Source organism: Halobacteriovorax sp. GB3, assembly GCF_028649655.1.
Lineage (GTDB): Bacteria > Bdellovibrionota > Bacteriovoracia > Bacteriovoracales > Bacteriovoracaceae > BSW11-IV.
In genome coordinates, this window is sequence record NZ_JAQSLN010000003.1 from 1,359,538 (window position 1) to 1,374,413 (window position 14,876).

Consider the following 14,876-nt stretch of genomic DNA (forward strand, 5'->3'; position numbering starts at 1 on the left):
ATATTAAGGAGATCATGTATCATGAAAAATATAAAGTTCTATGATGAAAAAGGAATTCTAAGTCTTGATGCTATCAACATGTTAGAAAAAGCGAGCTCTGTAACAAGTTGCGAATGTCCCAGACATCTTATTGAGCTCTTGAAAACAGCAAAAGAATTTACGAAGTATCAGGATGATTGCCTCATTGAAAAACCACACGATCAACATACTCATGAATGGTTGAAAGCAACATCAATTAATCTTGAGCACTTCATTTCAAGCGCAATCGTTAACCTGGCCAGGATGGAGGGAATTATTGATGAGAACAATCAGATTCAGCTAGATGAATCTAGTTAGTGACTTTCAAACAATTTCACAACCTGATCATAAGAGAGAGGCTTTTCAAAAAAGCCATCCATTCCCACTTTTTCGCAATTCTCTCTATCTGACTGCAATATATTGGCCGTCAAAGCAAAAATCTTAGGTCTTTTTCGTAGCCATATTTCTTTTTCGATGATTTCCCTCGTTGCACTCAATCCGTCCATGACAGGCATTTGAAGGTCCATAAAAACATAATCAAATGACTTCTTTTTGAGAAACTTGATCGCCTCTTGACCATTATTAGCAACTTCAATATCAACAGCGAATTTATCAAACAAATGCTTCGCAACTTTTTGATTAATTAAATTGTCTTCGACAAGAAGAATTGAAAGATGTTCATACACTAATTTCTTTTCATGACGATCAGACTTATGAAGTGGAATCTCCAATTTGAATACACTTCCCTTACCAAATTCACTTTCAACATTCATTGTTCCGTTCATAAGTTTTAAAAACTCTCGAGAAAGAGTTAGACCAATTCCCGTTCCAGAGCCCTCTCTACTCATGCCAGAATCAACTTGAAAAAAGGTGCGATCAAGATTTTTAAGACTATCCTCACTCATTCCAATGCCTGTGTCAGAAATAGAAACAATAAGGTTTTGTTGCTGATCATTAAGTTTCTTAACATAAACATCGACAGCGACAAAACCTTCATGAGTAAACTTCCTGGCATTATCGAGTAAACTTTCTATGATCTGCTGTATTCTTTGCCAGTCTCCAGTAAAAGAAGATTTTTTATCTACTTTTATTGATAATGTATATTCTATATTTTTTTCTTTAAAAAAACCTTCATACGATCGTAGTAAACTATTCATGGAGCTATATAATTCAAATCGAGAATCTTTTAGTTCAAATTCACCTTTTAAAAGTTTCGAGTAATCTAGAACTCTATTGACGAGATTTTTAATAGAAGAACATGATGTTTCAAGATCTCTTAAAATCAGTTGATTTTCTTGCCCCTTAGCTGAATCTTTTAAGTTCTCAATAAGTCCATTTATCGCATTAATAGGAGTTCTAAGTTCATGAGACATATTAGAAAGAAAATCATCCTTTGCTCGATTCGATTTCTCGACATCTCGAATTAAGCGCGAAACTTTGTCTGACATAAAATTGAAAAGACTAGAAATATCCTCAAATTCATCACCGCTTTGGATCTGAAATTTATGATCGAATCTTCCTTTGCTTAAATACTTTACTCCTTCTTTTAAGATTGTAAGATTTTTAATGATAGAACTAGAAATCTTCATTGAAAAAAAGAAAAATAGAATAGTTAGAACAATTGTAATTGTAATAATAGAAGAAAAGACTTCATCACTTTGTTTTTGACTATCTTTATTAATTGCATTGAGAGATTCAGTTGAATAATTTAAAAAAGAGAGAATTGTTTGATTATATATTTCCTTCCACTTTAAATACTCTAATGAGTTTAGAAGTTTTAAAGCTTCTTCTGATCTTCCTTTTAACACAAGATCGTGCGCCTTTAATTCCAAATCAACTAATTTTAAATTAGCTTCATCTTGCTTCTTAAATGTTTCCTTAATAAAGAGATCATCCGACTTTTTAATGTCTTTAATAAGTTCATCAAGAAGCTCACCGTAGTGGTCGTAGCGTTTTTTCCATGAGAGGTCTTTTGTAAAAATGTAATTTCTTGTTGATTGAGTGAGAACTTCATCTAACCAAATGACCTCTTTGGCCTTTAATGTTCGATTCTGATTTACAATGATGGAATCAATATTTTTTGAATGCTGCAGTGAGAACTTGGAAAATTGATAAAATGAAAAAAGAAGATAGAAAACAGCAAGGAAAGTAATTGTATAAATCTTAGTACGGATTTTCATTAGGTCACCACGAATATTTATTAGAGCTCTCTACCTATTTTATCACTAACTAGTTTTTCAAGAAAAAGTAAAATCTTAGTGGTAGCAGCAAGACATACAACGCATTAATTTCACTAAGCTTTTCTCCATGCAATATGAAGAGACTCCTCATTCATGGCCGTTTTTTCCTATCGTTTATAGCGAAATCCTTTGCATCTCCCAAGTTTTAGTCACTCCCAATAAGTCCCAGCTAGATTTAAATCTAGCCGGGATATTATAATTTACTTCAAATCGTGACCTTCCTATTAAAGATCGAAACGATCGAGATTCATTACTTTTACCCATGCATTGATAAAGTCATTCGTAAACTTTTCTTTGCTATCATCGCAGGCATAAACTTCACAAACAGCTCTTAACTCAGAGTTTGATCCAAAAGCAAGATCAACTCTTGTCGCACTCCATTTCGGCTTTCCACTAAAACGTTCGACACCGGCGTATGTTCCATCCTTAGCAGAATCAACATTCCACTCAATATTCATATCGAGAAGATTTCTAAAAAAGTCATTCGTTAATACTTCTTTTTGATCAGTAAAAACACCATGTTCACTTTTTCCATGATTGATATTTAGAACGCGAAGTCCTCCAAGAAGAACTGTTAATTCAGGAATAGAGAGATTTAAAAGTTGCGCTTTATCAATGAGAAGTTCTTCTGCAGAGACGGAGAATTTTGATTTTTCATAATTTCTAAAACCATCAGCAATTGGCTCTAAGAAGTTAATTGAATCAATATCCGTTTGCTCTTGAGTAGCATCTCCTCTTCCAGCAACAAAAGGAACACTTACTTTTTGTCCTGCTTTTTCTGCTGCCATCTCAATTCCGACACCACCTGCAAGGACAATTAAGTCGGCCATCGAAATTGATTTCGAACTCTTTGAACGAATCTCTTCATACTTCTTTAAAATCGAAGATAAATCATTTGGTCTATTCACTTCCCAACTTCTCTGTGGCTCTAATTGAATTCGTGCTCCATTAGCTCCTCCTCTCATATCAGACCCTCTAAACGTTGAAGCGGATGCCCAAGCTGTAGAAACTAAATCAGATACGCTAAGACCTGATTGCTTAATGAGATCTTTAATTTCATTGAGATCACTCTCAGAGAGTTTATCCGTTGTCCCTGCAGGAATAGGATCTTGCCATATGAAATTTTCACTTGGCACTTCACTTCCAAGGTATCTTGCTTTAGGTCCCATATCTCTATGAGTTAATTTGAACCATGCTTTTGCAAAGGCTTCTGCTAACTCTTTAGGGTTTTCATAAAATCTTCTTGAGATCTTTTCATAAGCAGGATCGAATCTTAGTGCTAAGTCAGTCGTTGCCATCATTGGAGCATGTCTTTTCTTCGGATCATGGGCATCAGGAACACTATCTGAAGCTTCTCCATTTTTTGGACGCCACTGAATAGCACCCGCAGGGCTTTTGTACTGTTCCCATTCATATTCAAAGAGATTTTCAAAGTAGTTATTATCCCACTTAATAGGATTTTTTGTCCACGCACCTTCAAGTCCACTTGAAATTGTATCAACTCCTTTTCCAGAGCCCATTTTATTTTTCCATCCAAGTGATTGCTCTTCTAGTGAAGACCCCTCTGGCTCAGGTCCAACGTTTGCAGGATCACCTGCTCCGTGACATTTACCAAATGTATGTCCTCCAGCAATGAGTGCAACTGTTTCTTCGTCATTCATCGCCATTCTTGCAAATGTCTCTCTTATATCAATTGCTGCCTTAAGTGGGTCAGGGTTTCCATTAGGTCCCTCTGGGTTAACATAAATTAGACCCATCTGAACTGCGGCAAGAGGATTTTCAAGATCTCTTTCACCACTATATCTCTTGTCGGCCAACCACTCAGCTTCTAATCCCCAATAAATATCTTGCTCAGGCTCCCAAATATCTTCACGACCACCAGCAAAGCCAACAGTTTTAAAGCCCATAGATTCGAGAGCACAGTTTCCAGCAAGAATCATTAAGTCGGCCCAAGAAAGTTTATTCCCATACTTTTGCTTCACAGGCCAAAGAAGAAGTCTCGCTTTATCGAGATTCACATTGTCAGGCCAGCTATTAAGAGGAGCAAAACGTTGAGAACCCGTTCCTCCACCTCCACGTCCATCGCCTGTGCGATAAGTACCAGCACTATGCCATGCCATTCTAATAAAAAGAGGTCCATAGTGACCGTAGTCTGCTGGCCACCAGTCCTGAGATGTTGTCATAACTTTTTCGATTTCTTTTTTTACTTCACCGAGATCTAATTTTAAAAACTCTTCTTTATAGTTAAAGTTTTTATCCATTGGATTTGTTTTTTGAGCGTGCTGTCTCAAAATATTGAGCTTCAATCGATTAGGCCACCAGTCAGAATTATTTGTTCCGCCACCAGCAGAATGCTTACCCGTTTTCGGTTTAAACATAGGAACTCCTTTTCAATAAAATATTGTTTCCAATATGATATCAGGAGCAGAGTTGAGTTTATCTCAATTTAAACTAAAGAATGGGCATAAGAGAAGTCTTCGCATAGAAATGAATTCTATGCGAAGCTATTGATGTTATTTAAAGATCTTTGAAAAATACACGACTAAAACGTTCATAATCTTCAAATTGAGGCATGTGACCTAGCCCTTTCAATTCATAGAGCTTTGAATTTTCAAATGACTTATGGGCCTTTTTACCAAGTTTATGATACTCTCCAAGCTTTCTAGTGACTCCATCTTTTTTCCAGTTGCGACCTGGTCCCGTCTTATCTCTAGTTCCAATGACAAGGATCACTTCATTTTTAATATCTTTAAACTTTGTCGTTATATCTTCTGAAAAAATAGGACCGTAAGTTAGAGCATTACTCCATGCCACTTTTGGCCAATCCTCACTTTGCATCTGTTTGTTATAAGGATAGAGAAGCTTATCGTATTCACTCTTCCATTTTCCATCGTAGTAGTTCTTTCTTTGATAGGCCTTTGCCTTCTCTGGAGTTTTCTTCAACTCATTTCTATAAAAGAAGCTAGGGTCTTTAAACTCAACATACTTTAAATAAGGTTCCAGTCCAATTGGGTTGATCATCACAAGTTTCTTTACTGCTTGAGGATAGAGATAAGTGAAATGAGTTGCTAACATCCCCCCCATTGAGTGACCAACAATAATTGATTTTTCAATCTTTAATTTCTCTAAAAGTTTTTTTGTATTAAGTGCTAAATTATAAAAACTAAATTGATAGGAATTTGGTTTTGAACTTTTTCCAAATCCAATTTGATCGGGAATGATTACACGATAACCTTTCTCAACAAGATCACTTGCAATTCTCTCCCAATAAAAACCTGCAAAGTTTTTTCCATGAAGAAGAACAATCGCTTTATCAGATGTAGAATTTAAATCCATATAGGCCATCTTCAAGTCTTGATTTTGAGATTGAAAGTTAAAAAAATCTACCTTGAAAGGATATTGATAACCCGTTAACTCTTTGTCGTAAGTCTCTGTGTTTTGATGTTGAATTGCACTACATGAAACAAGTAGCAATAGAATTAGTATTCTCATAGTTTTTCCTTTTTCTTTTCATTTTATGAATTTTGAAAGGCATTTCAAGAATTCTAATGTCAGTTCTTTGTCATCTTTTTTGAAGAGCTCTCTAATTTATGTTTAGGTATTTTCTTAAGTCCCTGTGCAATTTGGTCCCGAATTTCTCGTTTTCGAGTTGCAATAGAGACTGGCACCCCCTCTTTATCAGAGAGCAAAATAGAGACTTTCAAATTGAGCTCTTTTGCTAAATACTTCCCCACTCTTAAAGGTGCTATCGCTGCTTTAACATGACCTTGTTTGAGTGAGAGAAAGGACTCTCTTTTTGAATTAAATCGCACGAGTCGACTCTTCTTTCTTAGAAGATGATCAACATATGAGCCCTCATCTGCAGCGACCCGTTTCGAGACTAATTCACTCAACTCGGTCTCACTGTCACTTAAAACAAAGAGCGTAGAAAAGCGATAATAAATAGCATTAGTAAAATGAAACTTCTCAAGTCTTTCCTTTGTCTTCTCTATCCCAATAACACAGTCATAGAGGTTACCAAAATAGACCTCTCCGATGGCATCACTCCATTCCATTGGGTAAATTTCTATCTTTTTATCAGGATTATATTGATTAAAGAGTTTTACAATATCGGGATCGATACCACTTGGAACACCTTCTTTTAGATATTGAAAAGGAGGATATCCCATGGCCATGGTGCACTTAAAGGCGTGCGAACTGACATTTAGTAAAAAATTGAATAAAAATGCGATAAATAGGGAAGATCTTTTTAAAGGACCACTCATTCTTCTATTGTCCCTTAATTCTTTCAATAATCAAAAAATTATCTGCATTTTTTTTAATTTATTGTTTTCAATCGAGTGAAGAAATCCCTATATTCCTCAATACTATCAGGCTTTGTCATTACTTCATTGGCGCCAGCTTCTTTAGCATCAAAATAATCCCTAGGATTATCTGAATTTGTCAAAATAATGATGTAAATAGACTTTTCAAACTCAGCAATAGAGCGAATCTTCCTCGTTGCTTCAATACCGTTGATACCTGGCATATTAATATCCATCAAAACAACGTGTGGTAAATGTGATGGATCAGCGTCTTGAAGAAATTGAATTAAATCAACACCCGAAGTGATATGTCTAAATGGATGATGCAAACCAGACATTTTATAGCATCGCTCCGCTATATAAAATTCGTTAAGATTATCATCCACCATAAATATAGGTCTGACTTCTCGTTGCATATCTTCCATTCTACTCGTCCTTTGTACTATTAGGAAATTTTAAATAAAAAACGGTTCCATCGCCAGAACTTTTAAAGCGAATACTTCCATTTAATTTCTCAATATGCTTTTTTACTAAATAAAGGCCCAATCCTGTTCCTTCAGAGTAATCCTTATGAAATCTAGCAAACATAGCGAATACTTTTTCGTGATTTGTCTCAGGAATACCAAGTCCATTATCTTCTATATTAATGTAGAAGCTCATATCATCATTAAAAGTTGTCACTTTTACAAAACGCTGTTCTTTATTTGGATCGCAATACTTAATGGCATTAGAGATGAGATTCTCTAAAACTTGAAGAACTCGAGTTTTCTGGGCGACAAGCTTCTCGCTGTGATTCAATTGCTTTACGATTTCAACATTACTATCTCTTGAAATGAGAGATAACTTCTCTTCAATTTCCACAAGCGAGGTTTTTAAATTAATTTCCTCATTTGGTACAATTTCATTTTCACTTTTCGTTAAGTTTAAAATATCTGAAACATAAGTATTTAATGCTTTTGAGACGGAAACAATTTTCTTTGAATTGGTTATAATCTCATCAAAATTTCCATCTGCAACATCACTTTCAATAAACTGAGCAAGAGAAGAAATCGTGTTCAAAGGTGCTCTTAAATCATGAGAGGCCCTATAAGAAAATTGTTGTAACTCTTCATTTCTCTCTAAAATTTTATTTTTATCTTTTACACGCTCACTAATATCCACAATCGAGCTGATAACAGAAACTTTTCCTTTGTGATAAAAAGGTCTTAAACCGACTTCAACAGGAAAGAGTGTTCCATCTTTCTTTTGTCCAAAGAGATCTCTTCCAGAGCCCATAGCGCGAGTCTCTGGATTCTTAACGTAGCGTGAAACATATGTAGGATGCTTATCTCTAATATTATTAGGGACGAGTTTTTCAATGCTTTCTCCAAGTAGCTCTTTACTCGAATACTGAAATAATTCTTCACACTGTTTATTTACCAAAGAGATTTTACCAAATTCATCAATCATAACAATGGCATTAGGGGCTGCTTCTACAACATTCTTAAATTTATTTTCCTGCTCTAATCGATGACTGATATCCAAAATAGAACTCATAACATAAGTTTCATCATCAATAACTACAGGGCTCAAACCAACTTCAATAGGAATTTGCTCTCCATTTTTATTAAGTCCAAATAAATGCATACCCTGCCCCATTTTTCGTGGAATAGGCTCTTTCATATATTTTTGAACAAGATCGGGATGCTTATCTTTTGAAGCATTCGGAACAAGTATTTCGATAGGTTGTTTTTTAAGCTCTTGCTCAGTGTAGCCAAATAGACTTTCGAGCTGTTTATTCGTTAAAACAATTTTCCCATTCTTATCGATCATCACCATGGCAATAGGCGCTGCCTCGATCGCCATTTGAAATCGTAGTTCCATTTTAATTCTCTTACTAATATCGAAAATAGAGGCCATGGCATAAGATTCGCCTTCATGCTCAATTGGAGTCAGTCCAATTTCAATTGGAATCTGTTTTCCAAACTTATCAATTCCAAATAGGTTTCTTCCCTCACCCATTAAGCGAGATTTTGGATTTTTAAAAAACTCTTTTACGTAATCCAAGTGCTTATATCGAAGATCAATTGGTAATAAGATTTCGACAGGAGCATTAATAAGCTCGTTTCTCTCATACTTGAAAAGTTCCGCGACTTTGTTATTGATATTAGTGATCCGACCGTTGCTATTAACAATAATTTTAGCAATAGGTGAATTGAGGTAGGCAACTTTAAATAATTGGTTTTCGAGTTTTTCCATTGTAGGCCCTAGTTACAAATTCTAAGGCCTATTATATGTAAAGAAATTGTTTTTAGTAAACAAAAAGCAAATAGGCGAACTGTGAAATAAACTCAGTCCCTTCTGCACTTAAAAAAGAAGTAGCCTATTTTAGCTCTATAATACGGCTCAACTTGTTCATTCTTAGTTAAGCGGTACATTTTATCAATATCAACGCCAGTGATTTTGAAGGTATAAGGATCATTTTTATAATTGGCCCTAAATCGGCAATACTTCGAACGTCCAACAGAGATAACCTTCTTAATTCGCATATACTGAAGATCAGGAAGAATGCGCTCAACTTTCTCTATAACCTCCTCCTCTGTAGGAGCTGTAATATCGTAAGAAGAAGCATACTTCGCAATGCGAGCTTGAACGCCAACAGATACAAAACAACAAATGAAAATTACCATATTTACTTTCATAAACTTACCTAAGTCCTTTGCAATTATCTAATTTAAGATCAAGCTTTCCTTTGTAGGTCTTCTTTTGAAGTTGCCCATTAAGAAATGGATAACTCTCTAAAACTTCCATATCGCCAATTCGTATAGCACGATCACAATTATATTGATTTCGAAGAATGTTGAGATTCAACACCTCTCCCTTTCTTATTAATTCTTTCGTTTCTAATAAATAATTCGTTAGTTCCTGTTCCGAAGTAAAATTTTTATCGAGAACAAATGAAATCACTCTTGATGAACCAGCGTTTCCAACATCAACTCCGCCGGCAAGAGTAAAATAAGAAAAGAAAAGTAGAATAACACTTAAGGCCCTCTTCATATTATCTGCTCCGTTAATGGGAAGAATTGAATATTTAGTTGGTAAACTTGATCGCAGTTATCTAGTGAACTTGTGTATTGATTAATTTCCTTTCGAAAATCACGAATCATCTTTTTAACTTCGGGAAGATTTTCTTTATTAATCTGTAGTGTTGCACCATTAAATTCTCTCTCACTCATAGCATCCCTTCTTAAAGAAGTAAGACCAAGTTTAATCATAGTACTGTGATACTCTAAGAGGGCCATGTCACGAATATCTTCAGATGTTGAGAGAGCTCCCTTGCTCTGCTTCCAGTATCCCTCATTATTTCTTTCGATCAAACCGAGCGTTCGAAGTATTGTGAATGATTCTTTTGCCATCTTCATGGATACTTCACCCTTAAAGAGCTTTAGCAAATTTTCGTTAGCACCTTCAAAGTCAGCGATATCAAGTAGAACGTAAATAACGACATTGTACCAATTGGCAAAGAATTGAAATTGCGCATTTTCAATGAGTGTTAGACCCTTTTTCTTTTTCTCATCCATCAAGTGACAAAAGAGTTCTTTCTTCTCACTCATATCTTTTTCTTGAGTGTATTGAACGAGAAGTTCGAAGAATTTAGTCTCTTTTTTTGAAGTTAGACCGAGGGCCTTTACATATTTAGGTATTGTTTTAGTTGTAAGGTTTCTTTTTCCATCAATAATCATTTTCAGATGGGAAGGAGACTTCAAATCGCCTCTATTAGTAAAAACGCGATAACTATAATCACTTTTCATGGCCTTCTTTGCTTCGTAGAAGTCCTTCAAATACTCTCGATAATCTAAATAATCGACAACACTTGGAATCACGTTTATAACCTCATTTTAATAAAACCCAATGCAACTTATCTTTTCTTATTTAGTTTCACAACTCTTGTGAAAAAAATGCTCATTTTTCCGTAGACATTTGTGTACACTCTAAATAAAAAAACGGCCCTCAAAAAGAGGGCCTTTTCACAACAACCAACTGAAATTACTTACAAGCTGGCACAGAGAATGTTTCTTGAGATACAACCTTACCTGGAAGTGACCAATCACCATCTCTTCTCGATCCTGTCCAAGTATATTGACGTACTGTTTTTGAATACGTTGTTTTTAGGTATGCTGTTTGATTTTCATACTTAGCACATTCTCTACCTTTATCGTCTCCACCTTTGTAGCGAACACAAACAGACTTAGTATATTCTAAATCTCTAGCAAAAAATTGCTTCTCAGTTTTAGTACAAACATTTTCCCAATCACCGCTTACTTTAACTCTCTTCGTCTTAACACAAGTGTCATATGCTTTTTTAGTTTGAAGTTGTCCAAGGTCATTTAGACAAACTTTATCATACGTTAGAACTCCAGGGCCCATAACGATTGTGTTAACAGAAGTTTCATATTTCTTTTGTCCTGGCATACCTCTACCTGCAAAAGAAACAACTGAAGAAAGAAGGATAATTGTTGCTGTTAGTAGTTTCATAGTCTCTCCTATTGATGTTTTAGCCGAAGGTGCTCTTCAGCGACATTTTGATTTGGTGAGACGGTTTTATCGAGTTGGAGTTTTTGTGTAAATCGTTTTCACATTTTTTGTGAATTTAGTGTTAACAAATGTGTACACCTAAAGAGGCCCTCTCTAGATATGAGAGGGCAAGATTATTGTGTCTGGCAATCTAAGAATTTATTCGAATTACATTGGTCTAAGAGGTCTTGGTTTTTAGAATCAACTCTTAGAATGAGGTAGTTTTCTCTCGCTTGAAATTGTTCAAGACTATGAAGTGGATTGCCCTCAGCGTGAACAAAATTTAGCTTTGATAAATGAACAAGCGGATCTAAATTAGCAAGAAGGTTATCATAAACATAAAGAGTCTCTAGTTCATGCATATTCTCTAGACCTTCTAAATTCGTTAATCTATTTCCATCAAGATAGAGCATTCTAAAATTTGTGTAGTCTTTAAGTATTTTAACAGAGTCGAGATCAAGATCCGAAAGAGTTAGATCAATAAGATCCTTCAGCATCACATGGGCAATAGTGCAATCTTTCGTATTCGTTTTAAATAGAACTTCTTCTACGATAAGCTGGTCATTAGCAGAAGCTTGCTCCCCTTTTCTACAAGCAAGGTAGAACGGTGTTTTATAGTGATTATGTACTTGCTGCTCTTTTCCTACAACTTCATAATGAGCGAGATCTATCTGCTCTAGCGGAATATTGTTTCCATCGAGTATAACTTTTTTAAGACCTTCTAGCTTGGTCAGTGAGGTAATTGACTCAATTTTATTATCTGAAATATTAATTTTTTTTAAGTTGGAAAAGTATTTAAGAATGGAGAGATCATTGATTTTTTGATTTCTTAAATCGAGATCACTAATCGTTGAACGGAGTGCATCTAGCTCACGACAATTCTTATTACCAAGAGTCCTTCTTAATGCATCAATTGTTAAAGACTGTGTTGAAGATGGTTTTTCACAGATTTCTATGAAGCTTCTCTTTTCACTTCTATTTAATTTCTCACAGAGTGAACTGATAGGACCAAAATCAACATCAACAAAATTTTTAAGCCAGCAAATATGATCTGAAACAAGGCCGTAATAGTTTTCACCATCACTAGCTCCACATTCTCCTTTTACTCGACTTGCAACACCTAAGAGATGAGGAATCCCCTTATTATATACAAGAGCAGGCCCTCCGCTATCTCCTGAGCATGCACCTGTTTTATCACCATTGAGAATGATCTCATTTGCATAATTTTCTTGAATCGTCATCGATGTTTTATTTTTTGATCCAATAATGCTTTCACTTCCAAATGTACCAAGAACATTAACTTGATGACCAAATCCTACAATTTGAACTTCTTCTCCATTTTGTACTCTCTCCTTTAAGAGATTAATATCCGTTAGAATTTTCATTGGAGTGACATTTTTGACTGCACGATCAAGTTTTAAAATAGCAATATCATTTCGGCCTTTATAATGATTCCTATAAAGCGGATGAGTTGCAGCACTCTTAATAGAATACTCTCCCTCAATTTCTACATTATCCTCTCCATCTCCAATATAGACCCTTGCTTGTTTAAAGTAGTCTTCAAATTTACCAGGAACTTCAACAGGTAAAACACAATGAGCTGCTGTAAGAACTGTTTGTTCATCAATAAGAGTTCCAGTGCACAGAACATTTTTATGATAAGTGATCGCCACGACGTTTTTTAAATCATTGATAACCTTCGTTCCATTTACAATCGAGCCAAGATGGGCCTGAAACGTCGAGGGTGTCGAAGACTCCTTAGAACATCCTAATAAAAATGTCGTTGTAAGGAGTAATAGGATAACCATTTTTTGAATCAAAGTATCCTCCTAGGAATAAAGAGAGGATAGCGTAGAAAAGAATTTTAATGGGAAATCGTGAAAAATAAACTTAGTTGTCTAGAGAATGAACGGATTAATAAATCCAATAACTTAAACTTAAAAGGGGGGTATAATCCCCCCTATATATTACAAATTAAATGCTTCTTCCCCACGCAGGAGTTCACAACGAACTTTAGCGACCCAATTATGCAGATCTTGTTGTTGAACGTCTCTAGCATAGCTAGATGATGGAGTTCCCTTAACAGTGTCAACACAGTGTTTAAGGGCCTTTCTATAGGCACTCTCTTTAGTGACACCTTTTTCAAAAACATCAATATAGTGATTGGCCTTATATTCTACTTCGTGATTAATCTTACACTGACCGATAACAAAGTCGTCGTACTCAAATTGGTATGTTCCTAAATTCCATCTCAATGATTGAATCCCAGAATTAACAATAGTTCCCAGACTATCTGTTACAACGCTACCTTGAAGTTCATTTTCACAAACTTCATATAATCTTGCTCTTGCAGCTTTTTCTTGTGGTTCAAATTCATATTTTTCAATGAAACCAAGATTATCATCAGCATCGTCAAAATCGACAAAGAGATTAATTGTTTTTTCTAGAGAGACTTCGCTTTGAAGACAAAGATTCTCTCCGTTTAAGTCACGATTTGAATCATAGTTCTTCTTATTAGGACTCCATGTCTTAACAGGAAGTTCATTTTTACTTTCAACAACGACTGGATAAATCCCTCTCTCACCTTCTCTGTCCTCACGAACATCGATAATAAAGTCACTACAATCACTATTTGTACAAATGAGATTGACGTTGATATTCGTTGATCCTCTAACTAGCTCTAATTCACTAGTGTAAGGCCCATTTGGCTTGAAACCAACGAATTGAAGAGGTCTTTCATGACAAAGAGGAGTCACTTCAACAGTAATTAATTGTGTATAGTCTTGATCTTTAATAGCAAAAGAAACGTCTTTTATTCTCTTTGCAAGATAACTATTTCTATAGTTTTTCCAGTCATATGACGTATAACTTTGAACTTTACTAAGGTTCGTTAGATCTTGTTCTTTTTGAACGTCATTTTTCTTTCTTCCACAACCTGTAATTAGGGCACAGACTATTAAAATATAGCGAATCATTTCCACTCCAATGATGTTGATAAATTAAAACCAAAATTAACTTCTTTAATCGTATCGTTTGCAATGACGTTGTTATACTCCCTTCTAAATGGAGAAAGGACCGCAAACAGTTCAGCATTAAAACTTTCAAATTCTTTTGAGACATGTGGAATAACAACGACGCGATCATAAACGACATTTTTATGTCCATTGCGTTGTCTATAAATCGATTCTTGCCTCCACTCGACTGAAGTACCGATAGAATAACTATCTTTGGCATAAGATAGATCAAGTCCAGCAGTAAGTTCATTATGAGGTGAATCATAGAGATCAGGAAGATCTCCCATATAGTGAATGACTTCTCCAAAAAGAGATAATTCAAAATTTTGGAAAAAACTTTGAGTCAAATTTAAACCAGCAGTGTGATAAGAATCAACAAGATCTCGCTCATTTAAGTCTCTGTCTTTAACAAAGTGGTAGCTATAGCTTAATTCACCAGTTAGAGAACTCGTTAAATCACCTGCTAAAGAAAACTTAGGACCAAAACTATTAAAGCGAGTTGCCGGCCCCTCTTCTCTTTCTACTTCATGAGTAAATTTAGAAAAGGCCCCAAAACTTAGTGGTCCAATCTCGATAAAAAGACTTTCAATATTTAATTCAGTACCATAAGAACTGACTTGTCTCTCATCGTTTCGATCAGATTCACTCTCAAGAGAGATATCAATTTTAGGAACAAAGCCCGTAGCAAAAGTAGTACTTGAAATAAGTAATAATAAGAGTGCTGTTTTTTTCATAAGCTGAGATTA

Annotated in this window: 14 protein-coding genes; 1 reads left to right on the forward strand and 13 read right to left on the reverse strand. The window is 35.2% G+C overall.

Features of this window, described 5'->3' with window-relative positions:
- Nucleotides 1-21: 21 nt before the first annotated feature.
- The gene (locus HBN50_RS12945) at nucleotides 22-336 is read left to right on the forward strand and encodes a hypothetical protein (protein WP_273870644.1); all 315 of its coding nucleotides are present in this window, start codon (nucleotides 22-24) and stop codon (nucleotides 334-336) included.
- On the opposite strand, the gene HBN50_RS12950 is transcribed toward HBN50_RS12945, so the two are convergent.
- The 13 genes from HBN50_RS12950 to HBN50_RS13010 form a co-directional block, all read right to left on the reverse strand.
- Nucleotides 333-2,198, reverse strand: a complete 1,866-nt coding sequence (locus HBN50_RS12950; RefSeq protein ID WP_273870645.1) for an ATP-binding protein — start codon at nucleotides 2,196-2,198, stop codon at nucleotides 333-335. The genes HBN50_RS12945 and HBN50_RS12950 overlap by 4 nt on opposite strands.
- Before the next feature lie 284 nt (nucleotides 2,199-2,482).
- Nucleotides 2,483-4,636, reverse strand: a complete 2,154-nt coding sequence (gene katG, locus HBN50_RS12955) for a catalase/peroxidase HPI (RefSeq protein WP_273870646.1) — start codon at nucleotides 4,634-4,636, stop codon at nucleotides 2,483-2,485.
- Between the two features lie 139 nt (nucleotides 4,637-4,775).
- Nucleotides 4,776-5,750, reverse strand: coding sequence for an alpha/beta fold hydrolase (locus HBN50_RS12960; RefSeq protein WP_273870648.1), 975 nt, complete (start codon nucleotides 5,748-5,750; stop codon nucleotides 4,776-4,778).
- A 59-nt stretch (nucleotides 5,751-5,809) separates the two neighbouring features.
- Entirely contained in the window at nucleotides 5,810-6,523 is a 714-nt protein-coding gene (locus tag HBN50_RS12965) for a transporter substrate-binding domain-containing protein (RefSeq protein ID WP_273870649.1), read from the reverse strand.
- A gap of 53 nt (nucleotides 6,524-6,576) precedes the next feature.
- On the reverse strand, nucleotides 6,577-6,987 hold the full coding sequence (locus tag HBN50_RS12970; protein WP_273870651.1) for a response regulator: 411 nt from the start codon (nucleotides 6,985-6,987) through the stop codon (nucleotides 6,577-6,579).
- A 1-nt stretch (nucleotide 6,988) separates the two neighbouring features.
- Nucleotides 6,989-8,800 carry a PAS domain S-box protein gene (locus HBN50_RS12975; RefSeq protein WP_273870652.1) on the reverse strand — a complete coding sequence of 604 codons (1,812 nt, stop codon included), beginning with the start codon at nucleotides 8,798-8,800 and terminating at the stop codon, nucleotides 6,989-6,991.
- Nucleotides 8,801-8,892: 92 nt separating this feature from the next.
- On the reverse strand, nucleotides 8,893-9,243 hold the full coding sequence (locus HBN50_RS12980) for a hypothetical protein (RefSeq protein ID WP_273870654.1): 351 nt from the start codon (nucleotides 9,241-9,243) through the stop codon (nucleotides 8,893-8,895).
- A gap of 4 nt (nucleotides 9,244-9,247) precedes the next feature.
- Nucleotides 9,248-9,598, reverse strand: coding sequence for a hypothetical protein (locus HBN50_RS12985; protein ID WP_273870656.1), 351 nt, complete (start codon nucleotides 9,596-9,598; stop codon nucleotides 9,248-9,250).
- Nucleotides 9,595-10,425 (reverse strand): TIGR02147 family protein, encoded by an 831-nt coding sequence (locus HBN50_RS12990; RefSeq protein WP_273870658.1) that lies wholly within the window; start codon nucleotides 10,423-10,425, stop codon nucleotides 9,595-9,597. Before HBN50_RS12990 ends, HBN50_RS12985 begins: the two co-directional genes overlap by 4 nt.
- A 163-nt stretch (nucleotides 10,426-10,588) precedes the next feature.
- On the reverse strand, nucleotides 10,589-11,077 hold the full coding sequence (locus HBN50_RS12995; protein ID WP_273870660.1) for a hypothetical protein: 489 nt from the start codon (nucleotides 11,075-11,077) through the stop codon (nucleotides 10,589-10,591).
- 173 nt (nucleotides 11,078-11,250) lie between these two features.
- The gene (locus tag HBN50_RS13000) at nucleotides 11,251-12,936 is read right to left on the reverse strand and encodes a trypsin-like serine protease (RefSeq protein WP_273870661.1); all 1,686 of its coding nucleotides are present in this window, start codon (nucleotides 12,934-12,936) and stop codon (nucleotides 11,251-11,253) included.
- Nucleotides 12,937-13,083: 147 nt separating this feature from the next.
- A complete protein-coding gene (locus tag HBN50_RS13005; protein WP_273870663.1) occupies nucleotides 13,084-14,091 on the reverse strand; it encodes a hypothetical protein in 1,008 nt (335 codons plus the stop codon).
- Nucleotides 14,088-14,864, reverse strand: a complete 777-nt coding sequence (locus HBN50_RS13010) for a hypothetical protein (RefSeq protein WP_273870665.1) — start codon at nucleotides 14,862-14,864, stop codon at nucleotides 14,088-14,090. Before HBN50_RS13010 ends, HBN50_RS13005 begins: the two co-directional genes overlap by 4 nt.
- Nucleotides 14,865-14,876: the final 12 nt, after the last annotated feature.

Excerpts from the sequence above, each read along its gene's own strand:
- HBN50_RS12945 (WP_273870644.1), top strand. The coding sequence starts at position 22 with ATGAAAAATATAAAGTTCTATGATGAAAAAGGAATTCTAAGTCTTGAT.
- HBN50_RS12950 (WP_273870645.1), bottom strand. The coding sequence starts at position 2,198 with ATGAAAATCCGTACTAAGATTTATACAATTACTTTCCTTGCTGTTTTC.
- katG (WP_273870646.1), bottom strand. The coding sequence starts at position 4,636 with ATGTTTAAACCGAAAACGGGTAAGCATTCTGCTGGTGGCGGAACAAAT.
- HBN50_RS12960 (WP_273870648.1), bottom strand. The coding sequence starts at position 5,750 with ATGAGAATACTAATTCTATTGCTACTTGTTTCATGTAGTGCAATTCAA.
- HBN50_RS12965 (WP_273870649.1), bottom strand. The coding sequence starts at position 6,523 with ATGAGTGGTCCTTTAAAAAGATCTTCCCTATTTATCGCATTTTTATTC.
- HBN50_RS12970 (WP_273870651.1), bottom strand. The coding sequence starts at position 6,987 with ATGGAAGATATGCAACGAGAAGTCAGACCTATATTTATGGTGGATGAT.
- HBN50_RS12975 (WP_273870652.1), bottom strand. The coding sequence starts at position 8,800 with ATGGAAAAACTCGAAAACCAATTATTTAAAGTTGCCTACCTCAATTCA.
- HBN50_RS12980 (WP_273870654.1), bottom strand. The coding sequence starts at position 9,243 with ATGAAAGTAAATATGGTAATTTTCATTTGTTGTTTTGTATCTGTTGGC.
- HBN50_RS12985 (WP_273870656.1), bottom strand. The coding sequence starts at position 9,598 with ATGAAGAGGGCCTTAAGTGTTATTCTACTTTTCTTTTCTTATTTTACT.
- HBN50_RS12995 (WP_273870660.1), bottom strand. The coding sequence starts at position 11,077 with ATGAAACTACTAACAGCAACAATTATCCTTCTTTCTTCAGTTGTTTCT.
- HBN50_RS13005 (WP_273870663.1), bottom strand. The coding sequence starts at position 14,091 with ATGATTCGCTATATTTTAATAGTCTGTGCCCTAATTACAGGTTGTGGA.
- HBN50_RS13010 (WP_273870665.1), bottom strand. The coding sequence starts at position 14,864 with ATGAAAAAAACAGCACTCTTATTATTACTTATTTCAAGTACTACTTTT.